We start from the raw sequence: 24,434 nt of genomic DNA, 5'->3' as shown, positions 1-24,434 counted from the left end.
TTTTACACCGTGAACCCCAGCATCATCCCGGTATCTTCATGCTCCAGCAGATGGCAGTGCGCCATATAGGCGTACTCTTTCGGCGCGTCATGATCGAACTTCACTAGCACCTCGCTGACTCCACCCTCTACGCGCACCGTATCCTTCCAGCCCGCACGATGTACCGCTGGCGGCCTGCCGTTTTCCGTCAGGATGCGGAACTGGGTACCGTGAATATGGAATGGATGCAGCATCATGTCGCCCTCGCCTGAGATCACCCAGCGCTCGTACTGCCCTTTGGCAGCAGCAAACTGCGGGGTGTGCATATCGAAGGCTTTGCCGTTAATCCGGTTGCCGTTATGGAAATCAAACCCGTGCATGCTGTGATCCATCTGGCCGTGATTCATATGGCCCATCTGGCCGTGATGCATCCCCGCCATCGCCTGGTCGCCATACTTCTTCATCAATGCCTGCATGCCCATCATATCGAGCATCGGATCCATCGACAGCTGGAGCTTGCGCTGGGTCAGGCCTTCGAGCGACGGCAGAGCGGGCATTTTGGTCAGCGTATCCGGCAACGCGCCCGAGGCGGTGACCAGCAGCGGCTGAATGCGCAGCACCGGCTGCGGTTTATCGAATGGCGCCACCGCCATCCCCATCTGGCTCACCGGCAGAGTAATCAGGTCAAACGGCTTGCCGTCGCTGATGTCCACCAGCACTTCAAAACGCTCGCCCATCAGCATCGGCAGTTCGGTCACTTTAACCGGCTCAGCCAGCAGTCCGCCGTCGCTGGCAACGACGTATAGCGGTCGCTTATCGCTGGCCGCGAAGTTGAGCGAGCGGGCGTTACAGCCGTTTAGCAGTCGCAGGCGCAGCCAGCCTTTCGGCGCATTGTGCTGGGGGTAAATCGCCCCGTTGGTCAGCAGGGTGTCGCCAAACCAGCCCACCGCGGCGCTCATCACATCCAGCTGATAGTCAATTTGCCCGTCGGCGGTAAATTTCTTGTCCTGCACGACAACCGGCACATCGTCGATGCCCCACTGCTTCGGCAGGCGCAGCAGGCGGCTTTCGTCATCATCAATCAGGACCAACCCGGCTAATCCCATCGCCACCTGATGCCCGGTCTTGCCGTGCTGATGGGGATGGAACCAGCAGGTTGCCGCCCGCTGATCCGGCGTAAAGGTCACCGTCCGCTGGCCGCCTGGCTTAATGATGCCGTGCGGGCCGCCGTCTACCTCTCCCGGCACTTCCAGACCGTGCCAGTGGACGGTGGTCTCTTCGTTCAGGGTGTTGTGGATGTTAACGGTCAGCGCTTTTCCCTTGCGCAGCTGGATAGCCGGGCCCAGCAGGTTGCCGTTGTAGCCCCAGGTGGTGGCGTTGTGTGGTCCAAACGTGGTTTTGCCCGCCTGCACCACCAGGCGCACCTGATTACGCGCATCCGGGGTGAGTAAATTGGGGATCGGCAAAACGGGCCGGTCGGCGGCAAAAGCCGCGCGGCTCCAGAGCGGAAGCGCACTGGCGACACCCAGGGCGGCAGAATATTTTAAAAAATCACGGCGTTGCATGTTCATCTCCTTATTCGCAGCAGTCGATCTCCTGAGCATAAACCCTCCCCTTGCCGGAAGGTCAAGAAAAGCAGCAATAATAAAGATCGTCGCACCGGCGGGAAGTGTGCTAACGTTGAATTTCCGTGACGTATTGGTAGAAGCAATGAAGACGTTTTTCCGAACAATCCTGTTCACCACACTAATGATGGGCTGCGCAAACAGCTATGCGCTGAGTGAAAATGAAGCCGAAGATATGGCGGATTTAACGGCGGTGTTTGTGTTTCTGAAAAACGACTGCGGCTACCAGAACTTACCCAACGGCCAGATTCGTCGCGCACTGGTCTTTTTTGCTCAGCAGAACCAGTGGGATCTGAGCAACTACGACAGTTTCGATATGAAAACCCTCGGTGAAGACAGCTACCGCGATCTCAGCGGCATCGGCATCCCTACGGCAAAAAAATGTAAAGCCCTGGCTCGCGACTCGCTGAGCCTCCTCGCCTACGTTAAGTAACTCTTCTCCCGATGCCCCTTTGCTGAATTTATGACCGTGCAACCACGGTCATTGTTAGCTATGATGTTGCCCCCGTTTTAAGCGGGTGTTAACAAAGGAGGTATCATCCCATGGCCGAAAAAAATGTGTGGCATGAAACGCTGCATGACCATTTTGGGCAGTACTTTGCCATTGATAACGTGCTCTATCATGAGAAAACCGATCATCAGGATCTGATCATTTTCGAAAACGCGGCCTTTGGCCGGGTGATGGCGCTGGATGGCGTGGTGCAAACCACAGAACGTGATGAATTCATCTATCATGAAATGATGACTCACGTCCCGCTACTGGCACACGGCAATGCGAAACACGTGCTGATCATCGGCGGCGGCGACGGCGCTATGCTGCGCGAAGTGTCCCGCCACAAATCCATCGAAAGCATCACCATGGTCGAGATCGACGCTGGCGTGGTCTCCTTCTGTCGCCAGTATCTGCCTAACCACAATGCCGGTAGCTACGACGATCCGCGCTTCACGCTGGTCATCGACGATGGCGTTAATTTTGTTAACCAGACGACGCGCACCTTCGATGTGATCATCTCCGACTGCACCGACCCGATTGGGCCAGGGGAGAGCCTGTTTACCTCGGCGTTCTACGAGGGCTGCAAACGCTGCCTGAATCCCGGCGGTGTCTTTGTGGCCCAGAACGGCGTCTGCTTCCTGCAGCAGGACGAGGCCATCGACAGCCACCGTAAGCTGAGCCACTACTTTACTGACGTCAGCTTCTACCAGGCGGCGATCCCGACTTACTACGGCGGCGTGATGACCTTTGCCTGGGCGACGGACAACGAAGCCCTGCGCCATCTCTCTACCGGCATTATTCAGGCGCGCTTCCAGCAAGCGAATCTGGCCTGCCGCTACTACAATCCGGCCGTGCATACCGCAGCCTTTGCCTTACCACAATATTTGCAAGATGCTCTGAGGGGGTGAATGAATTGAAAAAGCTGAAACTGCATGGCTTTAACAACCTGACCAAAAGCCTGAGTTTTTGTATTTACGATATCTGCTATGTAAAAACGGCGGAAGAGCGCGATGGTTATATCGCCTATATCGATGAACTCTATAACGCCAACCGACTGACCGAGATCCTGTCAGAAACCTGCTCTATTATCGGCGCCAATATCCTGAACATCGCCCGTCAGGATTATGAACCCCAGGGTGCCAGCGTGACCATTCTGGTCAGCGAAGAGCCCGTTGATCCTGGGCTCATCGACCATACCGAGCACCCCGGCCCGCTGCCGGAGGCGGTGGTTGCCCATCTCGATAAGAGCCATATCTGCGTGCATACCTACCCGGAGAGCCATCCTGAGGGCGGGTTATGTACCTTCCGCGCCGATATAGAAGTCTCGACCTGCGGCGTGATCTCCCCGCTCAATGCGCTGAATTACTTAATTCATCAGCTTGAGTCTGACATCGTGACCATCGACTATCGCGTGCGCGGCTTTACCCGTGATATCAACGGTATGAAGCACTTTATCGATCATGAAATTAACTCGATTCAGAACTTCATGTCCGAGGATATGAAAGCGCTGTATGACATGATGGATGTAAACGTCTATCAGGAGAATATCTTCCATACCAAGATGCTGCTTAAGGAGTTCGATCTTAAGCACTACATGTTCCATACCCGGCCGGAAGATTTAAGCGAAGAAGAGCGCAAGGTCATTACCGACCTGCTGTGGAAAGAGATGCGTGAAATTTACTACGGCCGCAATATCGCGACCGTATAAGACCCGTCTGGAGCAGGGACGCTCCTGATATTATTTCTGTTTCACAAACTCGCGGTAGGCCGCTACCACCTGCAGAAAATCCTCTACGCCGCACAGCGACAGACTCTCTTCATCGTAGTAGCTCATCCCCTCTTCCATCTCGTCGCCGGAAAACTCCAGCTGATTGGCGCGAACCATGACCTCTTCGCCGTCCATCCACAGCGTGTATTCATGGCCGGCACGTTGCCAGGATCGTTCACTGCCTTTTACCGTGCGTGCAGCCTGTTCCACTTCATCGAGCAGGCTCAGGTTCTCTTTCACTTCCTCATTGAACCAGTGACCGACCACTTCGTGGCCCATCGACATACGCACTTTCACCACACCGGTGATATCACGCAGAAATTCGTAATCCATAGTATTTTCCTCTGCAAAGCTCTTGCAGTAATTATCGCAGCCCGGAGGAAGAAAAAAAGCGGAACGGGTGGAAGGAATGAAAATAAAAAATACCCCTCACCCTGGCCCTCTCCCCAAAGGGGAGAGGGTGTAATTGTTCCCTCTCCCCTATGGGGAGAGGGTTAGGGTGAGGGGTCAGGTTTTATACTGCGGTCTGGAAGATAACCCCGTCCGCTTTCTCGGTGTACTGAGAGAGCTGGTCGAAGTTCAGATAGCGATAGGTATCCACCGCAGTCTTATCAACCTGAGCCACAAAGGTCTGGTACTCTTCCGGCGTTGGCAGTTTGCCAATCAGCGCCGCAACCGCCGCCAGCTCCGCAGAGGCCAGGTAGACGTTTGCCCCCGTACCTAAACGGTTCGGGAAGTTACGGGTAGAGGTGGAAACCACCGTCGCACCGTCCGCCACGCGCGCCTGGTTACCCATACACAGGGAACAGCCAGGGATTTCGATACGCGCACCGCTCTTACCAAACACGCTGTAGTAACCCTCTTCGGTCAGCTGCGCCGCGTCCATACGGGTTGGCGGAGCCACCCACAGACGAGTTGGCAGCTGGCCTTTATGGGTATCCAGCAGCTTACCGGCCGCACGGAAGTGACCGATGTTGGTCATGCAGGAGCCGATGAACACTTCGTCAATCTTGTCGCCCTGAACGTCAGAGAGCAGACGCGCGTCGTCCGGATCGTTCGGCGCACACAGGATTGGCTCTTTAATGTCGGCCAGATCGATGTCGATCACTGCGGCATATTCTGCATCAGCGTCGGCTTCCAGCAGCTGTGGATCCGCCAGCCATTTCTCCATGCCCTGAATACGACGTTCCAGGGTACGGCGGTCGCCATAGCCTTCTGCAATCATCCACTTCAGCAGCACGATGTTGGAGGTCAGGTACTCTTCGATTGGCGCCTGGTTCAGCTTGATGGTACAGCCGGCAGCAGAACGCTCAGCGGACGCATCGGTCAGTTCGAACGCCTGCTCCACTTTCAGATCCGGCAGACCTTCGATCTCGAGGATACGGCCAGAGAAGATGTTCTTTTTGCCCTTCTTCTCAACGGTCAGCAGGCCCTGCTTGATAGCGTACAGCGGGATCGCATGCACCAGGTCGCGCAGGGTGATGCCCGGCTGCATTTTACCTTTGAAACGCACCAGCACGGATTCCGGCATGTCCAGCGGCATTACGCCGGTCGCAGCGGCAAACGCCACCAGGCCGGAGCCCGCCGGGAAGGAGATCCCAATCGGGAAACGGGTGTGGGAGTCACCACCGGTACCCACGGTATCTGGCAGCAGCATACGGTTCAGCCAGGAGTGGATAACGCCGTCGCCCGGACGCAGGGAGACACCGCCGCGGTTCATGATGAAGTCTGGCAGGGTGTGGTGGGTGGTCACGTCAACCGGCTTCGGATAGGCCGCTGTATGGCAGAAGGACTGCATCACCAGATCAGAAGAGAAGCCCAGGCACGCCAGGTCTTTCAGTTCGTCACGGGTCATTGGACCGGTGGTGTCCTGAGAGCCCACGGAGGTCATCTTCGGCTCGCAGTAGGCACCCGGACGGATACCGGCTACGCCGCACGCGCGGCCTACCATTTTCTGCGCCAGAGAGTAACCACGGTCGCTTTCCGCCACGTCTTTCGCCTGACGGAATACGTCTGAGTGCGGCAGACCCAGCGCTTCACGCGCCTTGGTGGTCAGGCCACGACCGATGATCAGCGGGATACGGCCACCAGCACGCACTTCGTCGATCAGTACGTCGGTTTTCAGTTCAAAGCTCGCCAGCAGCTCGTTGGTTTCGTGGTTACGCACTTCACCTTTGAACGGGTACACGTCAATCACGTCGCCCATGTTCAGGTTGTTAACGTCCACTTCAATTGGCAGTGCGCCGGCATCTTCCATGGTGTTGAAGAAGATAGGTGCGATTTTACCGCCGAGGCACAGGCCGCCGCCGCGTTTGTTCGGCACGTTCGGGATATCATCACCCATGAACCACAGCACGGAGTTGGTTGCCGATTTACGGGAAGAACCGGTCCCGACCACGTCACCGACGTACGCCAGCGGGAAGCCTTTCTGTGCCAGCGCTTCGATCTGTTTGATCGGGCCGACCACGCCTGGCTGATCCGGCTCAATGCCTTCACGGGCGTTTTTCAGCATCGCCAGGGCGTGCAGTGGGATATCCGGGCGTGACCAGGCATCCGGTGCCGGAGACAGGTCATCGGTGTTGGTTTCACCGGTCACCTTGAAGACGGTGACGGTCATTTTTTCTGCAAGCGCAGGGCGGCTCAGGAACCATTCGGCATCAGCCCAGGACTGCATAACCTGCTTCGCATAGCGGTTGCCCGCTTTGGCTTTCTCTTCTACGTCGTAGAAGTTATCGAACATCAGCAGCGTGTGGGACAGGGCTTTAGCGGCAATCGGTGCCAGCGTGTCGCTGTCCAGGGCATCAATCAGCGGATGAATGTTGTAACCACCCTGCATGGTGCCGAGCAGTTCAATCGCTTTTTCAGGGGTAACCAGTGGGGAGGTTGCTTCGCCTTTGGCAATCGCAGCAAGGAAACCGGCTTTTACGTAGGCAGCTTCATCTACGCCTGGCGGTACGCGGTTGATCAACAGATCTAACAGGAATTCTTCTTCGCCTTTTGGCGGATTCTTCAGCAGCTCGACGAGCGCGGCCATTTGGGTTGCATCTAAAGGTTTGGGTACAATCCCCTCGGCGGCACGTTCTGCTACGTGCTTACGGTATTCTTCTAGCACGACGGTTCTCCTCGCTCTCATTGTCATATGCGGCGGGCGTTCTCTTCACGCTCCTGTGAGACAGCAGTTTGTAGGGTATATGCCCGATACCGCGTCGGGCAGCATAGCAGGATTTTCAGACAGTGTTAATCCGTTTACAAAAAAGCAACATTAAATTGTTTGCTGAATCGTTAAGCATGGTATAGCGGCGAGGCGGGAAGAATTTCAGGCACAAAAAAACCGCCCTTAAGCGGTTAGTTTGTTGCCTTGCGGTGGTAGCACACCGGGTTGGCAGATTTGCGGCAAAGTCCCAACGAAAAAGATTTTGCTCCCAGGCTTGTTCATTTGCAACCTGTAATTTCACTATTGCGTAGCCTTATCCAGTTTCGGATGAAACCACATGTAATTATCCCTTCCTGCTTCTGGGCTGAACATGATTCCGCTATTGTTTCGATCGGCCTGCTTCGCTGGTGTAGCAACCAGTCACCGGGCCCGGGAGCAGTTCCGTAACCTACGTGGCAAAGTCCCAATTTGCCTGGTTCTGCCTTTCCCGGTGAAGAATGAACCCGCGTAGCCTGCAAAGGAACGCTCGCAATGGAGATGCGATTCTATACGCTGATCGTTGTGATCGGTTTACTGCTGACGGCACTGCACGGTGGCTGGAGCATATCCGACATCACAGTGCTGTTTGTCATTAACCTCGGCAACTAGCTGTTGGCCGCTCGCAAGAGCGGCCGTTTGAATACCCCAACGCGTTTTTCGCTATCGGATATAATCTGTGTAATAACTGCTCACACTCTTTATCAGGCCATTCGCAACGGTTCCCAGTTTAAGTCAAAAAAGTAATACCCGGGTGCATATACTCGCGGCAACGTAAACGCCTCACGGCCTCGCTTTCGTCGGAGTCTTACTATGAAGTTGCCCTTTAAGCCACATCTGCTTGTTCTCCTGTGTAGCGCCGGGCTGTTAGCCGCATCTGGCGTTGTCTACGTCAACAGCCGTGCGCCAGAGACCGTCACTCAGCCAGCACAGCCCGCGCCGACCGCACTGACCTCACCAGCCCCTGCACCGGCCCAGGGGCAAACCGCGCCGGTGGTCTATACCGCCGCGCAGATCGACCAGTGGGTGGCACCCATTGCACTCTATCCGGATGCCCTGCTGTCGCAAATCTTGATGGCCGCAACCTATCCGACGAACGTGATACAGGCGGCGCAGTGGTCGCGTGATAACCCGCGAATGCAGGGGGATGCGGCGATTCAGGCCGTCGCCGGGCAGCCCTGGGATCCGAGCGTGAAATCGCTGGTCGCCTTCCCGCAACTGATGTCGCTGATGGGGGAAAACCCGCCGTGGGTGCAGAGTCTCGGCGATGCGTTTCTGGCCCAGCCGAAGGATGTGATGGACTCCGTTCAGCGCTTACGTCTGCTGGCGCAGCAGACCGGCGCGCTGCAGTCCACGCCGCAGCAGAAGGTGACCACCGTGACGAAAACCGAGCCCGCCAAAGTGAGCTCATCGTCCACCACATCCACATCGACCACATCAACCCCGGCCCCTGCCCCGACGGTCATCAAGATTGAATCCGCCGATCCACAGGTAGTTTACGTCCCGACCTACAACCCCAGCACGGTCTACGGCACCTGGCCTAACACCAGCTATCCGCCGGTCTATCTGCCGCCGCCTCCGGGGGAGCAGTTCACCGACAGCCTGGTCAAAGGGCTTGGCTTTAGTCTCGGCGTGGCGACGACCTACGCCATCTTCAGCAACATCGACTGGGATGACGATGACGACTGGGATCACCATCACCACGATGACGATCACCACGGCGGTTATTCGCGAAACGGTGATAACAACATCAATATCAACGTGGATAACTTCAATAAAATCAGCGGTGAGCGACTTGATGCCAACCGGGGCTGGCAGCACAACCCGGCCTATCGCGGCGGCGTGCCTTATGCCTCCAGCCAGCTGAATAACCGCTACGCGCAGAACACGCCTGCGGTGCGCCGGAATACCACCAGCCTCAGCGCAGCCACGCCGCAGGGCAGCGTCAACCGCGACGCCCAGCGCTAGGCGGCAATGACGCAGATGGAACGTTCAACGGGGAAAAACCTGTCCCAGACGGCGCGCCTCCCACCCGCGACGTGCAGCGTCAGGCGGCAAATAAGCAGCTGAATCAAATCTCCCAGCGCAACAACTACCGCGGATACGACAACGATCGACCGCAAACGGCGAAACGGGCTACCAGCACCCAGCGCGATACGCAGCGTACGGCGGCACGCCAGGAGACCACCCGCAAGGTACAAACTCAGCAGCGTACCGCACAGAACCAACAGCGTGTGACGCAGACTCACCAGCGGGCCAATGCGCTCAGCGGCAACGACAGCCGTTCAGCCAACTGGCAGGCGCAGCAGCAGCGCGGCATGCAGAGCCGTCAGCAGACGGCACGTAATGTCGAACGCAGCGGCGGCCGGGCGCAGATGTCTGAGCGCCGCAGTGGTGGCGAACACCGTGAATTCCGTCATCGTTAAGGGAGACGACAATGAAAAGTAAACTACTCAGCGGAATGATGTTGTTCATGGTATCGACCGGCGTCTTTGCCCAACACCATTTCAGCACGCCCGAACAGGCGACCGATGCGCTGGCAAAAGCCATTAACGAGCAGAACGAAACGGCACTGGGCGACCTTCTCGGAGAAGACTGGCGAAGCTTCTTACCGGCGGATGGCGTCGACCCCGAGGCCGTGGATCGCTTTAAACGCGACTGGCAGGTAAACCACCATACGGTGATAGACGGCGACATGGCATGGCTGACCGTCGGGGAGTACCACTGGCAGCTGCCGATCCCGGTGGTGAAAACCGACAAAGGCTGGCATTTCGACATGCAGGAAGCCAAAGAGGAGATCCTGAATCGCGAGGTGGGTCGCAACGAGCTCGCCGCCATTGAAGCGCTGCATGCCTATGTGGATGCCCAGGACAGCTACTACGCCCTCACCACGCACTACGCGCAGAAGATTGTCAGCAGCGAGGGCAAAAAAGATGGTCTGTACTGGCCGGTAAAACCCGGCGAAGCGCCCAGCCCGCTTGGCCCGGCCTTCAGCCCGAAAGAGCCCGGTCAGGGCTATCACGGCTATCACTTCCGTATTCTGCCGGATACCAAATCAGGCTTCGCGATGATCGCCTGGCCGGTAAGCTACGGCGAAACCGGGGTGATGAGCTTTATGATCAACGGCGACGATCGGGTGTGGCAGGCGAATCTCGGCGAGAAGTCGGCAGAGGAAGCGAAAGCGATGTCGGCGTTTAAACCGGACGACCGCTGGCAGCTGGTCGCGCAGTAACCTTTCAGGCATAAAAAAAGCGGCCCTTGAGCCGCTTTTTTCATGCCGGAAGAATTACTTCTTCTTCGCTTTCGCGTTTGGCAGGTCGGTGATGCTGCCTTCAAACACTTCTGCCGCCAGGCCAACTGACTCGTGCAGAGTCGGGTGAGCGTGGATGGTCAGCGCGATGTCCTCAGCGTCACAGCCCATTTCGATCGCCAGGCCGATCTCACCCAGCAGCTCGCCGCCGTTGGTGCCGACAATCGCACCACCGATCACACGGTGAGTCTCTTTGTCGAAGATCAGTTTGGTCATACCATCTGCGCAGTCGGAAGCGATAGCACGGCCAGAAGCAGCCCACGGGAAGGTGGCGGTTTCGTAGCTGATGCCTTTCTCTTTCGCTTCTTTCTCGGTCAGACCAACCCATGCAACTTCTGGCTCGGTGTACGCGATAGATGGGATCACTTTCGGGTCGAAGTAGTGCTTCATGCCGGCGATAACTTCTGCGGCAACGTGGCCTTCGTGAACACCTTTGTGTGCCAGCATTGGCTGACCGACGATATCGCCGATAGCAAAGATGTGCGGCACGTTGGTGCGCAGCTGTTTATCAACGCGGATAAAGCCGCGGTCGTCAACTTCCACGCCCGCTGCACCTGCATTGAGGTTTTTACCGTTCGGTACACGACCGATAGCCACCAGCACCGCGTCATAACGCTGTGCTTCCGCAGGGGCTTTTTTGCCTTCCATGGAAACGTAAATACCGTCTTCTTTCGCTTCAACGGCAGTCACTTTGGTTTCCAGCATCAGGTTGAACTTCTTGCTGATGCGTTTGGTGAAGACTTTAACGATGTCTTTGTCAGCAGCCGGGATAACCTGGTCGAACATTTCAACCACGTCAATCTCTGAACCCAGCGCATGGTACACGGTACCCATTTCCAGACCGATGATACCGCCACCCATAACCAGCAGGCGTTTTGGAACGGTTTTCAGTTCCAGCGCATCGGTGGAATCCCACACGCGCGGATCTTCATGTGGAATGAACGGCAGTTCGATCGGACGGGAGCCCGCCGCGATGATCGCGTTGTCGAAGTTGATTACGGTTTTGCCGTTTTCGCCTTCCACTTCCAGGGTGTTTGCCCCGGTAAATTTACCCAGACCGTTTACCACTTTCACCTTACGGCCTTTGGCCATACCGGCCAGACCACCGGTCAGTTGGGTGATAACTTTCTCTTTCCAGGTACGAATTTTGTCGATATCGGTTTTCGGCTCGCCGAAGACGATACCGTGCTCAGCCAGCGCTTTGGCTTCTTCGATAACTTTAGCAACGTGCAGCAGCGCTTTAGAAGGGATACAGCCGACGTTCAGACAAACACCGCCGAGGGTGTTGTAACGCTCTACGATGACGGTTTCCAGACCTAAATCCGCGGCACGGAATGCTGCGGAATAACCTGCCGGGCCTGCCCCAAGTACTACGACCTGAGTTTTGATTTCTGTGCTCATCATGACCTCTTAATTTATACCCGTCGTCCACCGGGTCGTTCAATCCGCCCGCAGTTTACAAAATTGTTAACAATTTTGAAACAACAAACGGCTCACGAATTGTCGCTTTCGCTAATAACCCCACAAACTTCATGAGATTACCAGAAAAAAGCCGGCCGTCAGGCCGGCTCTTCGATTACATCACCAGGCGGCGAATGTCGCTCAGGGTGTTGTTGATGATGGTAATGAAGCGAGCACCATCAGCACCGTCGATCACGCGGTGGTCGAAGGACAGAGAGATTGGCATCATCAGACGCGGCATGAACTCTTTGCCATTCCATACCGGCTCCATCGCGGACTTGGACACACCGAGGATCGCCACTTCCGGCGCGTTAACAATCGGTGCGAAGTGGGTAGTACCCAGGCCGCCGATGCTGGAGATGGTGAAGCAACCGCCCTGCATTTCGCCAGCAGTCAGCTTGCCATCACGCGCTTTTTTGGAGATGGTGGTCAGTTCGCGAGACAGCTCAGTAATGCTCTTCTTGTTCACGTCTTTGAAGACCGGAACAACCAGACCATTTGGCGTATCAACCGCAACACCGATGTTGATGTATTTCTTCAGCGTCAGCTTCTGGCCATCTTCGGACAGGGAGCTGTTGAAGCGTGGCATCTGCTCAAGTGCCGCAGCAACGGCTTTCATGATGAAGACCACTGGGGTGAATTTCACGTCCAGTTTACGCTTCTCAGCTTCGGCGTTCTGCTGTTTACGGAACGCTTCCAGATCGGTGATATCGGTTTTGTCGAAGTGCGTAACGTGCGGGATCATCACCCAGTTACGGCTCAGGTTGGCACCAGAGATTTTCTGGATACGGCCCAGTTCCACTTCTTCGATTTCGCCGAACTTGCTGAAGTCCACTTTCGGCCATGGCAGCATGCCCGGGATACCGCCGCCGGTGGCAGCAGCAGGAGCCGCTTCAGCGCGTTTCACCGCTTCTTTAACGTAAGCCTGAACGTCTTCGCGCAGGATACGACCTTTACGGCCAGTCCCTTTCACTTTCGCCAGGTTCACACCGAATTCACGCGCCAGGCGACGAATCAGTGGGGTAGCGTGGACGTAAGCGTCGTTTTCAGCGAACTCTGATTTGCCTTCCGCTTTAGCAGCCGGAGCAGCAGCAGGTTTAGCCGCCTGAGCCGGTGCAGCAGCAGGTGCTGGAGCAGCAGCGGCAGCCGGAGCTGCTGCAGGCGCAGCGCCTTCTACTTCGAAGACCATAATCAGGGAACCGGTAGAGACTTTGTCGCCGGTGCTGATTTTGATCTCTTTAACGGTACCGGCGAATGGCGCAGGAACTTCCATAGAAGCCTTGTCGCCTTCAACGGTGATCAGTGACTGCTCAGCGGCAACTTTGTCGCCCACTTTCACCATCACTTCGGTCACTTCAACTTCGTCACCGCCGATGTCTGGTACGTTAACGTCTTTCGCGCCGCCAGCCGCAGCCGGAGCAGCAGCAGGTGCCGGAGCGGCAGCCTGTGCAGGAGCAGCAGCAGGCGCTGCGCCCGCCACTTCGAAGACCATGATCAGGGAGCCGGTAGAGACTTTGTCACCGGTGTTGATCTTGATCTCTTTAACGGTACCCGCGAACGGCGCCGGCACTTCCATAGAGGCTTTGTCGCCTTCTACGGTGATCAGTGACTGCTCAGCCGCAACGGTATCGCCCACTTTCACCAGGATTTCAGTGACTTCAACTTCATCACCGCCGATGTCAGGCACGTTCACTTCTTTTGCTGCCGCGGCAGCTGCTGGAGCAGCGGCAGCCGGAGCAGCTTCTTTCTTCTCTTCCTGCGCAGGTGCAGCAGCTGCTGCACCGTCGGCGGAATCGAAAATCATGATCAGTTTGCCAGTCTCGGTTTTATCGCCCACAGAGACTTTGATCTCTTTGACGATGCCAGCCTGAGGAGACGGGACTTCCATAGAGGCTTTGTCGCCTTCTACGGTGATCAGCGACTGTTCAGCTTCAACTTTGTCGCCTACTTTGACCAGGATCTCGGTGATTTCAACTTCATCAGCCCCGATGTCCGGTACATTGATTTCGATAGCCATTATTCTTTTACCTCTTACGCCAGACGCGGGTTAACTTTTTCTGCATCGATGTTGAATTTGGTAATTGCTTCCGCAACCACTTTCTTATCGATTTCGCCACGTTTAGCCAGTTCGCCCAGTGCTGCTACAACCACATAAGAAGCATCAACTTCGAAGTGGTGACGCAGGTTTTCGCGGCTGTCAGAACGGCCGAAGCCGTCAGTACCCAGTACGCGATAATCATCAGCTGGAACGTAAGTACGAACCTGCTCAGCGAACAGTTTCATATAGTCAGTAGACGCAACCGCTGGCGCGTCGTTCATCACCTGAGCGATGTAAGGAACGCGTGGAGTTTCCAGTGGGTGCAGCATGTTCCAGCGCTCGCAATCCTGGCCATCACGCGCCAGTTCGGTGAAGGAGGTGACGCTGTACACGTCAGAACCTACGCCGTAGTCGTTCGCCAGGATCTGCGCTGCTTCACGGACGTGACGCAGGATAGAACCGGAGCCCAGCAGCTGAACTTTACCTTTACTACCTTCGATGGTTTCGAGTTTGTAGATACCTTTACGGATACCTTCCTCGGCACCTGCTGGCATAGCCGGCATATGGTAGTTTTCGTTCAGGGTGGTGATGTAGTAGTAAATGTTCTCTTGTGCTTCACCGTACATACGGGTCAGACCGTCATGCATGATGACTGCCACTTCGTACGCGTAAGACGGGTCGTAAGAGATACAGTTAGGGATAGTCAGAGACTGAATGTGGCTGTGACCATCTTCGTGCTGCAGACCTTCACCGTTCAGGGTCGTACGACCGGAAGTACCACCTACCAGGAAGCCGCGAGCCTGTTGGTCGCCAGCCTGCCAGCACAGGTCACCGATACGCTGGAAACCGAACATGGAGTAGTAGATGTAGAACGGGATCATCGGCAGGTTGTTGGTGCTGTAAGAGGTCGCAGCAGCCAGCCAGGATGCGCCTGCGCCCAGCTCGTTGATACCTTCCTGCAGGATCTGACCTTTCTCGTCTTCTTTGTAGTATGCAACCTGCTCGCGGTCCTGCGGGGTGTACTGCTGACCGTTCGGGCTGTAGATACCGATCTGACGGAACAGACCTTCCATACCAAAGGTACGCGCTTCGTCAGCGATGATTGGAACCAGACGATCTTTGATCGACTTGTTCTTCAGCATCACGTTCAGGGCACGCACGAAGGCGATAGTGGTGGAGATCTCTTTGTTCTGCTCTTCCAGCAGCTGAGAGAAGTCTTCCAGCGCTGGCAGTTCCAGTTTCTCTGTGAAGTTCACCTGGCGAGACGGCAGGTAGCCGTTCAGCTTCTGACGCTGGGCGTGCAGATAGGTGTGCTCTTCAGAACCTTCCGGGAAGGTGATGTAAGAGAGGTTTTCAACCTGCTCGTCGGTCACTGGAACGTTGAAACGGTCGCGGATATAACGCACGCCGTCCATGTTCATTTTCTTAACCTGGTGCGCGATGTTTTTACCTTCGGCAGTGTCACCCATGCCATAACCTTTAACGGTATGCGCCAGGATTACAGTTGCTTTGCCTTTGGTGTCCTGCGCTTTTTTCAGTGCAGCGTAGACTTTCTTCGGATCGTGACCACCACGGTTCAGGGCCCAGATCTGATCGTCAGTCCAGTCTGCAACCAGGGCTGCGGTCTCAGGGTATTTACCGAAGAAGTGCTCACGTACATAGGCACCGTCTTTGGATTTGAAGGTCTGGTAGTCGCCGTCAACGGTTTCCTGCATCAGCTGGAGCAGTTTACCGCTGGTGTCTTTACGCAGCAGCTCATCCCAACGACCGCCCCACATGACTTTAATCACGTTCCAGCCAGCACCTGCGAAGATGCCTTCCAGTTCGTTGATGATCTTGCCGTTACCGGTTACCGGACCATCCAGACGCTGCAGGTTACAGTTGATGATGAAGCACAGGTTGTCCAGCTTCTCACGGGTTGCGATGGTGATCGCACCTTTAGATTCTGGCTCATCCATCTCGCCGTCGCCCAGGAAGGCGTATACGGTCTGCTGGGAGGTGTCTTTCAGGCCACGGTGTTCCAGATATTTCAGGAATTTAGCCTGGTAGATCGCACCGATTGGACCCAGACCCATAGATACGGTCGGGAACTGCCAGAATTCTGGCATCAGTTTCGGGTGCGGGTAAGAAGACAGACCTTTACCGTGAACTTCCTGACGGAAGTTGTTCATCTGCTCTTCAGTCAGACGACCTTCCAGGAAAGCACGTGCGTAGACGCCCGGAGAGATGTGGCCCTGGAAGTACACCAGGTCGCCGCCGTCTTTTTCGGTGCGCGCGCGGAAGAAGTGGTTGAAGCACACTTCATAAACGGTTGCAGAAGACTGGAAGGAAGCCATGTGGCCGCCCAGCTCCAGATCTTTTTTGGACGCGCGCAGAACGGTCATGATGGCGTTCCAGCGAATTGCAGAACGGATGCGGCGTTCCAGATCCAGATTGCCCGGGTATTCCGGTTCGTCTTCGACGGCAATCGTGTTTACGTAGTTGTTAGCCCCTGCACCTGCAGCTACTTTCACGCCGCCTTTGCGGGCTTCAGAAAGCATCTGTTCAATCAGATACTGAGCGCGCTCAACACCTTCTTCACGGATGACCGATTCGATCGCCTGTTGCCAGTCGCGAGTTTCGATCGGATCCACGTCATTTTGGAGACGTTCTGACATGGGGGTATTCCTTATCTATCTAATACGTTGATTTGTCTGGAACCTGTCCCATTGCACTTTCTTTTCTTCATATTTCAGGCTGTCTCTTTGTTGGCTGCGCTTCCTCACCCCAGTCACATAGTTAACTATGCTCCTGGGGATTCGCGCGCTTGCCGCCGCGATACAACCCGAACTATTTCGAAAACTAAAAGCGCAATAAGACAGGTTCTGCGTTTAGTTGCCGCGCTCTAAAAAACTGGCGCTTAATCCTTTCGTTGCTGTATGCGGCGTAATGAACGTTCGCGACGCGACTGTTCACGGCTGCGGTCCAGCAAGATTTCCTCAATGAAAGCCAGGTGACGGTGCGACGCTTCACGCGCCTGCTCCGGCTCCCCGGCCATTATCGCCTCGAAGATTCGGGTGCGATGGTTGCTGACCAGCGGAAGCATCTCCCGGCGGGCATACAACAATTCAAAATTCTGACGAACGTTTTGGGCAAGCATTGGCTCCATGCAGCGTAGCAGATGGAGTAGCACCACGTTGTGGGCAGCTTCGGTGACGGCAATTTGATACTGGACAACGGCGTCGGATTCGGCGTCGAGATCGCCGGATTCCTGGGCCCGTTCGATGGCCTGATGCAGCTCGCGGATACGCTCGCGATCGGCATCATTGCTGCGCAGCGCCGCGTAATAGGCCGCGATGCCTTCAAGCGCGTGACGGGTCTCAAGCAGATCAAACTGGGATTCTGGGTGGTCGGAGAGCAGCTCCACTAACGGGTCGCTGAAACTCTGCCACAGGCTGTTTTGCACAAAGGTTCCGCCACCCTGGCGACGAAGCAGAAGGCCCTTGGCTTCGAGGCGTTGGATCGCCTCACGCAGCGAGGGACGGGAAACGTCGAACTGTTTAGCCAGTTCGCGTTCAGGTGGTAGTTTTTCACCGGGGCGCAGGGTCCCCTCAAGGATCAAAAACTCCAGCTGCTGCTCAATCACATCGGATAATTTTGGTTGGCGAATTTTGCTGTAGGCCATATTCCCTGTCTTACGCCTTTTTGCCCGGAGTCAATTGGTCTTACCAATTTCATGTTCGTATCGCTAAAGTAACAAAGTATTCACCTTGTGTCCATATTGGTTTTGATTGAAATCATTAAACCCTGCTTATTTTAACAACCTTACAGAAATAACGTTTCAAAAATGTAACTCTGCACAAATGAATTGATTACCCCAAAAGAGGCAGTTTTAACTTTAATGAAACGGTGGAAAGTGCGATCTGAACCGATTTAGCGGAGTAAAAAATGAAAATCTGCCCACTTATGGAGCATTTTTATTCTATAGGTTGATAAAGGGACTTAAACGGGACGATTTACAAATGCTTTCTTTTTATTCGAACTCGCTTTCTCCTCGCATAAAGCAGGTGCATTCGCTGTCGCTTACCACTATTCTTCCGATTACGGAAGACACATCCGTTTATTTCAGCCAATTGAACCGTAAACTTATAAATACATGAAATGGAATTTCATAATTACACACGCCCGAGCGTGAACATAACAACCACACACGAGGTTTTATAATGGAAGGTCAACAGCACGGCGATCAGCTAAAGCGCGGCCTCAAAAACCGCCATATACAGCTTATTGCTCTTGGTGGCGCTATTGGCACAGGCCTGTTCCTGGGTAGCGCATCGGTCATTCAGTCTGCCGGTCCGGGAATTATTCTGGGCTACGCCATTGCCGGTTTTATTGCATTCCTTATTATGCGTCAGCTGGGTGAAATGGTGGTCGAAGAGCCGGTAGCCGGTTCCTTCAGCCATTTTGCTTACAAATACTGGGGTAGCTTTGCCGGTTTTGCGTCCGGCTGGAACTACTGGGTGCTGTACGTCCTTGTCGCGATGGCGGAACTGACCGCGGTCGGGAAATACATCCAGTTCTGGTGGCCTGAAATCCCAACCTGGGCCTCAGCGGCGGTCTTCTTTGTGGTGATCAACGCCATCAACCTGACCAACGTCAAAGTGTTCGGGGAGATGGAGTTCTGGTTCGCCATTATTAAAGTTATCGCGGTTGTGGCGATGATCCTGTTCGGCGGCTGGCTGCTGTTCAGCGGCAACGGCGGCCCGCAGGCTTCCGTGAGCAACCTCTGGGATCAGGGCGGATTCCTGCCGCACGGCATGACCGGGCTGGTGATGATGATGGCGATCATCATGTTCTCCTTCGGCGGTCTGGAACTGGTGGGTATCACCGCTGCGGAAGCCGACAACCCGGAGCAGAGCATCCCGAAAGCCACTAACCAGGTTATCTACCGTATCCTGATCTTCTATGTGGGCTCGCTGGCCGTGCTGCTCTCGCTGCTGCCGTGGACCCGCGTTACCGCTGACACCAGCCCGTTTGTCCTGATCTTCCACGAGCTGGGCGACACCTTCGTGGCGAACGCGCTGAACGTGGTGGTACTGACCGCGGCACTGTCGGTTTACAACAGCTGCGTTTACTGTAACAGCCGTATGCTGTTCGGCCTGGCCCAGCAGGGCAACGCCCCGAAAGCGCTGCTCAACGTGGATAAGCGTGGCGTGCCGGTGAATACCATTATCGTGTCGGCTGTGGTGACCGCACTGTGCGTGCTGATCAACTACCTGGCACCGGAATCGGCCTTCGGCCTGCTGATGGCGCTGGTGGTATCTGCTCTGGTGATCAACTGGGCGATGATTAGCCTGGCGCACATGAAGTTCCGTCGTGCCAAGCAGCAGCAGGGCGTGAAAACACGCTTCCCTGCCCTGCTCTACCCGCTGGGTAACTGGGTTTGCCTGCTGTTTATGGCGGCCGTACTGATTATCATGCTGATGACCCCAGGCATGGCCATTTCGGTCTACCTGATCCCGGTCTGGATTGTGGTCCTCGGGGTGGGCTACATGTGTAAACAGAAAAATGCCAAAACGGTAAAAGCGCACTAATCCCCTCCCCTCTGCACCTTTACCGGGTGCAGAGGGTTGTTACCTTCCTCACACTTTCCCGTCTACAGCAATTTTATCCATATCACCGACGTTATACTGCAACGCATATTTTGCTTTGCCAGCGAATAATTCTCTCCATACCGTTACTCGGAGAAACGTCGATGGATAACAATAAACTATCAGTGAAAGAAAAGATCGGCTATGGGATGGGTGATGCCGGGTGCAACATCATCTTTGGCGCCATCATGTTGTTTGTGAACTATTTTTATACGGACATTTTCGGCCTGGCCCCTGCGCTGGTGGGCGTCCTGCTGCTCTCGGTGCGCGTCATCGATGCCGTTACCGACCCGATCATGGGCGCTATCGCCGACCGTACCCGCAGTAAGTATGGGCGATTTCGTCCATGGCTGCTGTGGATTGCTTTCCCTTATGCGCTGTTCAGTATCCTGATGTTCACCACCCCGGACTGGACCTACAACAGCAAAGTTATCTATGCCTTTGTCACCTATTTCCTGCTTTCTCTGACCTATACGGCGATTAATATTCCTTACTGCTCGCTGGGCGGGGTTATCACCAACGATCCGAAAGAGCGTGTTGCCTGTCAGTCCTACCGCTTTGTGCTGGTGGGTATTGCCACCCTGCTGCTGTCCCTGACCCTGCTGCCGATGGCCGACTGGTTCGGCGGTGAGGACAAGGCCAAAGGCTACCAGATGGCGATGACCGTGCTGGCGCTGATTGGCACCTGCATGTTCCTGTTCAGCTTCTCTACCGTGCGCGAGCGTGTGCAACCGGCGGTACAAACCAATGACGAACTGAAAAACGATCTCAAGGACGTGTGGAAGAACGACCAGTGGGTGCGCATTTTGCTGCTGACCCTCTGCAACGTCTGCCCGGGCTTTATCCGCATGGCGGCCACCATGTACTACGTCACCTGGGTGATGGGCCAGAGCACCCACTTCGCGACCCTGTTTATCAGCCTGGGCGTGGTAGGGATGATGCTGGGCAGCGTGCTGGCAAAAGTGCTGACCGACCGCTGGTGTAAGCTGAAGGTCTTCTTCTGGACCAACATCGTGCTGGCGATCTTCTCAACCGCCTTCTATTTCTTCGATCCGAAAGCCACCGTAACCATCGTGGTGCTCTACTTCCTGCTGAACATCCTGCACCAGATCCCGTCTCCGCTGCACTGGTCCCTGATGGCCGACGTGGATGACTACGGCGAATGGAAAACCGGCAAACGCATCACCGGGATCAGCTTCTCCGGCAACATCTTCTTCCTCAAGCTCGGGCTGGCGATTGCCGGTGCCATGGTGGGCTTCCTGCTCTCCTGGTACGGTTATGATGCGGGTGCAAAAGCGCAAAGCGCTGACGCCATCAACGGCATCGTCCTGCTCTTCACTGTGATCCCTGGCGTCGGGTATCTCATTACCGCAGGCGTGGTGCGTCTGCTGAAGGTGGACCGCGAAACCATGAAGCAGATTCAGCAAGATCTGGAGAAACGCCGGAACAACTATCGCGAGCTGAACGACTATCAGGAACTCAAAGCCGCTGAGACTAAATAAGGAGAGCCAAATGCAAACCTGGCCAAACCCGTTTATTGAACAACGCGCCGATCCGTACATTCTTCGCCATGAAGGAGAGTACTACTTTATTGCCTCGGTCCCGGAGTACGACCGGCTGGAGATCCGCCGCGCCGAATCGCTGGACGGACTGCGCAGCGCGGAGCAGGTCGTGGTCTGGCGCAAGCCTGAGACCGGCCCGATGAGTGAGCTTATCTGGGCGCCGGAACTGCACTGTATCGACGGCAATGGTACATCTACTTTGCCGCCACCCATACCCAGGCGCTGGACAAGCTCGGTATGTTCCAGCACCGGATGTTTGCCCTGGAATGTAGCGACAACGATCCGCTCACCGGTACCTGGGTAGAGAAAGGGCAAATCACCACCCCGTTCGACACCTTTGCGCTGGATGCGACCACCTTTGTTCACCAGGGCAAACGCTGGTATCTCTGGGCACAAAAAGCCCCGGACATCGCCGGTAACTCGAACCTTTATCTGTGCGAAATGGAAAATCCGTGGACGCTCAAAGGCGAACCGGTGATGCTCAGTAAACCGGAATATGACTGGGAGTGCCGTGGGTTCTGGGTCAATGAAGGCCCGGCGGTTCTGTTCCACGGTGACCGCTTGTTTATCAGCTACTCCGCCAGCGCCACCGATGAAAACTACTGCATGGGGCTGCTGTGGATCGACCTCAATGCCGACCCACGCAACCCGGCGAACTGGCATAAATCCCCGCAGCCGGTATTCACCACCAGCTACGAGAACCGCCAGTACGGGCCGGGGCACAACAGCTTTACCCAAACGCCGGACGGTGAAGACGTACTGGTTTACCATGCGCGCAACTACACCGAGATCGAGGGCGATCCGCTGTACGATCCGAACCGCCACACCCGCCTGAAAACCGTTGTCTGGAAAGAAAACGGGATGCCCGATTTCGGCATCCCGTCAGCTGATACAGTGTAAGGCCTGCGGCACGCTGGTTTAGATCAGCGTGCCGTAAATGGTCAGCAGCGCCACAATCACCACCACCACAAAAGAGGTTTTCTTGGCCATCGAAACGGCCGCTTTTGGCGTTTCGATCTTATCCGTATGCGGCTCACGCGCCAGAGAGAACTGCGCCAGACGCGTTAACACCAGATATTGTGAGGTATGGCGATCCCCCAGCGAAGCGAACCACGCCGGCAGGGCTTTCTCGCCGTGGCCAATCAGGGCATACACCACGCCGAACAGCCGTACCGGCAACCAGTCCACCACGTGCAGGATCGCGTCGATACCGGACTGTAAACGCTCGTGCGGGGTCAGATAGCGTGCCAGCCAGCTCTGCCAGGCACGTAAGAACGCATAGCCCATCAGCAGCACCGGGCCCCATGCGCCCCCCACCACAAACCAGAACAACGGCGCCAGATAATAGCGGAAGTTAATCCACAGCAGCGCGTTCTGTAGTTCGCGTAAAAATTCGCGTTCATCGCACTCCGGCGGGATACCGTGAATAAGCGTTAGCTCGCTAGCCATTGCCCCACGGGCATGAGCATCATTGTTGGTGGCGGCCTTCAGATAGGCATGATAATGCAGACGCACCTTCCCTGCGCCAATACAGAGCACGCCGAGCAGGATCCACACCACCAGCAGCGGCACGTTGAAGAACAGGCCATACAGCGAGCGCAGCAGCAGGAACACCACCACCATCACGCCCGCCGTCATCAGCATCGTGCGGATCATGGAAAAGTGGCGGATGCGACGAAACAGCACTTCCATCCGATGATCCAGATGCCAGTGTTCGCCCAGCTTAAATAAACGCTCAGCAATCATCACCAGCAGCATGGTAAATAACGTCATGTCATCTCCTTTTCTGACAGGGCGGTAAGCAAGGTTTTAAATCTTTCCCAGTCAAACGCTGGGCCGGGATCGGTCTTGCGCTGCGGCGCAATATCGCTATGCCCGGTCAGGTTGCGGGCGATAGCCGGATAGAGCGAAATCAGCGTGCGCGTTACCGCGGCCAACTGCTCATATTGCGCGTCGGTGTAGGGCAGCGTATCTGTCCCTTCAAGCTCGATGCCGATAGAAAAGTCATTGCAGCGTTCACGCCCCTGATACTGAGACACGCCCGCATGCCAGGCTCGTTTATCGAAAGGAACATACTGGACGATCTCGCCGTCACGACGAATCAGACAATGGGCAGAAACGCGCAGGTGGGCGATTTCCGCGAAGAAGGGGTGAGCATCAGGATCGATTGTCCCGGTGAATAATGCGTCAATCCACGGGCCGCCAAATTCGCCGGGCGGCAGGCTGATGTTATGCACAACCAGCAGCGACGGAATTTCATCTTCCGGGCGGCAATCGTGGTGTGGCGAAGGAACGTGCCGTGCATCTGCCAGCCAGCCATGTTCTGAGTGCATGCAGGATCTCCTTATATATGGTGCTGATTCCCGGTTCAGAGTAGCATGTTTCAATCTTATGATTCGTTACCAATTTGGAGTTTTAACATGCCGCCACGCCGCTACAACCCCGACCACAGACGTAACGTACTGCTGGAACGTATAAATATGGATATTCCGGCAAGCGTCGCCAACGCGCTGCGCGAAGATCTGGGCGGAGACGTCAACGCTGACAACGACATTACCGCCCAGCTGCTGGCGGAAGATGCCCGTTCGCATGCCGTCGTTATTACCCGTGAGGACGGGGTTTTCTGTGGTAAACGTTGGGTGGAAGAGGTCTTTACGCAACTGGCCGGGGATCGGGTCCAGGTGACGTGGCATGTTGAAGACGGCGACAGCATCAAGGCTAACCAGCCGCTGTTTGAACTTGAGGGGCCTTCACGCGTGCTGCTCACCGGTGAACGCACCGCGCTTAACTTTGTCCAGACGCTCTCCGGCGTGGCAAGCGAAGTGCGCAGCTATGTTGACCTGCTCGAAGGCACCAACACCCAGCTGCTGGATACGCGTAAAACCCTGCCGGGCCTGCGCACCGCGCTGAAATACGCCGTGCTGTGCGGCGGCGGTGCGAACCACCGTCTGGGGCTGTCCGATGCGTTCCTGATCAAAGAGAACCATATTATTGCCTCCGGCTCCGTACGCCAGGCGGTGGAGAAAGCCTTCTGGCTGCATCCGGACGTGCCGGTCGAAGTGGAAGTGGAAAGCCTGCAGGAGCTGGAGGATGCGCTGAAAGCCGGCGCTGACATCATCATGCTGGATAACTTCGAAACTGAGCAAATGCGTGAAGCCGTGAAACGCACCAACGGCCAGGCCCGCCTGGAGGTCTCTGGCAACGTGACGCGTGAAACCTTACGTGAATTTGCCGAAACCGGCGTCGATTTCATCTCCGTTGGCGCGCTGACCAAACACATTCGCGCCCTCGACCTGTCGATGCGCTTTCGCTAAGTGACATTACATTAAGCCCGGTCTGCACCGACCGGGCTTGCCCGATTTACGACCTCTCTCGCAC

Annotated in this window: 16 protein-coding genes and 2 pseudogenes; 9 read left to right on the top strand and 9 right to left on the bottom strand. The window is 55.7% G+C overall.

The genetic code is table 11. The features are described from left to right. Nucleotides 1-2 precede the first annotated feature (2 nt). A complete protein-coding gene (gene cueO / locus K5I40_RS15490) occupies nt 3-1,544 on the bottom strand; it encodes a multicopper oxidase CueO (RefSeq protein ID WP_223074952.1) in 1,542 nt (513 codons plus the stop codon). Nucleotides 1,545-1,689: 145 nt separating this feature from the next. Between cueO and K5I40_RS15485 the strand changes: the two genes are divergently transcribed. The 3 genes from K5I40_RS15485 to speD all read left to right on the top strand — a co-directional run bounded on the left by K5I40_RS15485 (nt 1,690) and on the right by speD (nt 3,805). Next, nucleotides 1,690-2,037, top strand: coding sequence for a YacC family pilotin-like protein (locus tag K5I40_RS15485; protein WP_039030342.1), 348 nt, complete (start codon nt 1,690-1,692; stop codon nt 2,035-2,037). A 110-nt stretch (nt 2,038-2,147) separates the two neighbouring features. Further along, nucleotides 2,148-3,005 (top strand): polyamine aminopropyltransferase, encoded by an 858-nt coding sequence (gene speE / locus K5I40_RS15480; RefSeq protein WP_138370446.1) that lies wholly within the window; start codon nt 2,148-2,150, stop codon nt 3,003-3,005. A gap of 5 nt (nt 3,006-3,010) precedes the next feature. Continuing rightward, nucleotides 3,011-3,805: an adenosylmethionine decarboxylase gene (speD, locus tag K5I40_RS15475; RefSeq protein WP_039030344.1), complete on the top strand. Its 795-nt coding sequence runs from the start codon at nt 3,011-3,013 to the stop codon at nt 3,803-3,805. Nucleotides 3,806-3,835: 30 nt separating this feature from the next. On the opposite strand, the gene yacL is transcribed toward speD, so the two are convergent. Both yacL and acnB read right to left on the bottom strand, forming a co-directional pair. Further along, nucleotides 3,836-4,198, bottom strand: a complete 363-nt coding sequence (gene yacL, locus K5I40_RS15470; protein ID WP_039030345.1) for a protein YacL — start codon at nt 4,196-4,198, stop codon at nt 3,836-3,838. Between the two features lie 181 nt (nt 4,199-4,379). Beyond that, nucleotides 4,380-6,977, bottom strand: a complete 2,598-nt coding sequence (gene acnB / locus K5I40_RS15465; RefSeq protein ID WP_072036672.1) for a bifunctional aconitate hydratase 2/2-methylisocitrate dehydratase — start codon at nt 6,975-6,977, stop codon at nt 4,380-4,382. Nucleotides 6,978-7,868: 891 nt separating this feature from the next. Here acnB and K5I40_RS15460 point away from each other — a divergent pair. Beyond that, nucleotides 7,869-9,481 (top strand): annotated as a pseudogene (locus K5I40_RS15460) (DUF3300 domain-containing protein). Between the two features lie 11 nt (nt 9,482-9,492). Then, entirely contained in the window at nt 9,493-10,287 is a 795-nt protein-coding gene (locus K5I40_RS15455; RefSeq protein WP_139564342.1) for a DUF2950 family protein, read from the top strand. Between the two features lie 54 nt (nt 10,288-10,341). On the opposite strand, the gene lpdA is transcribed toward K5I40_RS15455, so the two are convergent. The 4 genes from lpdA to pdhR all read right to left on the bottom strand — a co-directional run bounded on the left by lpdA (nt 10,342) and on the right by pdhR (nt 17,528). Then, nucleotides 10,342-11,766, bottom strand: coding sequence for a dihydrolipoyl dehydrogenase (lpdA, locus tag K5I40_RS15450; RefSeq protein ID WP_039030349.1), 1,425 nt, complete (start codon nt 11,764-11,766; stop codon nt 10,342-10,344). Nucleotides 11,767-11,941: 175 nt separating this feature from the next. Beyond that, nucleotides 11,942-13,843 carry a pyruvate dehydrogenase complex dihydrolipoyllysine-residue acetyltransferase gene (gene aceF / locus K5I40_RS15445; protein WP_223074953.1) on the bottom strand — a complete coding sequence of 634 codons (1,902 nt, stop codon included), beginning with the start codon at nt 13,841-13,843 and terminating at the stop codon, nt 11,942-11,944. 14 nt (nt 13,844-13,857) lie between these two features. After that, on the bottom strand, nt 13,858-16,521 hold the full coding sequence (aceE, locus tag K5I40_RS15440; RefSeq protein ID WP_039030351.1) for a pyruvate dehydrogenase (acetyl-transferring), homodimeric type: 2,664 nt from the start codon (nt 16,519-16,521) through the stop codon (nt 13,858-13,860). Nucleotides 16,522-16,763: 242 nt separating this feature from the next. Further along, nucleotides 16,764-17,528, bottom strand: coding sequence for a pyruvate dehydrogenase complex transcriptional repressor PdhR (gene pdhR, locus K5I40_RS15435; RefSeq protein ID WP_039030352.1), 765 nt, complete (start codon nt 17,526-17,528; stop codon nt 16,764-16,766). Between the two features lie 538 nt (nt 17,529-18,066). On the opposite strand from pdhR, the gene aroP reads away from it, so the two are divergent. The 3 genes and pseudogenes from aroP (at nt 18,067) to K5I40_RS15420 (ending at nt 21,956) form a co-directional block, all read left to right on the top strand. Beyond that, complete coding sequence (aroP, locus tag K5I40_RS15430) at nt 18,067-19,437, top strand: aromatic amino acid transporter AroP (RefSeq protein ID WP_039030353.1); 1,371 nt, start codon at nt 18,067-18,069, stop codon at nt 19,435-19,437. 161 nt (nt 19,438-19,598) lie between these two features. Next, nucleotides 19,599-20,996, top strand: a complete 1,398-nt coding sequence (locus K5I40_RS15425; RefSeq protein WP_039030354.1) for a glycoside-pentoside-hexuronide (GPH):cation symporter — start codon at nt 19,599-19,601, stop codon at nt 20,994-20,996. A 10-nt stretch (nt 20,997-21,006) separates the two neighbouring features. Continuing rightward, nucleotides 21,007-21,956, top strand: a pseudogene (locus K5I40_RS15420) (family 43 glycosylhydrolase). An 18-nt stretch (nt 21,957-21,974) separates the two neighbouring features. Here K5I40_RS15420 and ampE read toward each other — a convergent pair. Both ampE and ampD read right to left on the bottom strand, forming a co-directional pair. After that, the gene (ampE, locus tag K5I40_RS15415) at nt 21,975-22,829 is read right to left on the bottom strand and encodes a beta-lactamase regulator AmpE (RefSeq protein ID WP_039030356.1); all 855 of its coding nucleotides are present in this window, start codon (nt 22,827-22,829) and stop codon (nt 21,975-21,977) included. After that, nucleotides 22,826-23,389 carry a 1,6-anhydro-N-acetylmuramyl-L-alanine amidase AmpD gene (ampD, locus tag K5I40_RS15410; protein WP_223074955.1) on the bottom strand — a complete coding sequence of 188 codons (564 nt, stop codon included), beginning with the start codon at nt 23,387-23,389 and terminating at the stop codon, nt 22,826-22,828. Before ampD ends, ampE begins: the two co-directional genes overlap by 4 nt. Before the next feature lie 87 nt (nt 23,390-23,476). Between ampD and nadC the strand changes: the two genes are divergently transcribed. Next, nucleotides 23,477-24,370 carry a carboxylating nicotinate-nucleotide diphosphorylase gene (nadC, locus tag K5I40_RS15405; protein ID WP_139564339.1) on the top strand — a complete coding sequence of 298 codons (894 nt, stop codon included), beginning with the start codon at nt 23,477-23,479 and terminating at the stop codon, nt 24,368-24,370. Nucleotides 24,371-24,434 lie beyond the last annotated feature (64 nt).

It is taken from the genome of Leclercia sp. LTM14 (assembly GCF_023736175.1).
In the GTDB taxonomy this organism is placed as follows: domain Bacteria; phylum Pseudomonadota; class Gammaproteobacteria; order Enterobacterales; family Enterobacteriaceae; genus Enterobacter; species Enterobacter barmai.
This window is presented reverse-complemented; position numbering and strand designations above follow the sequence as displayed.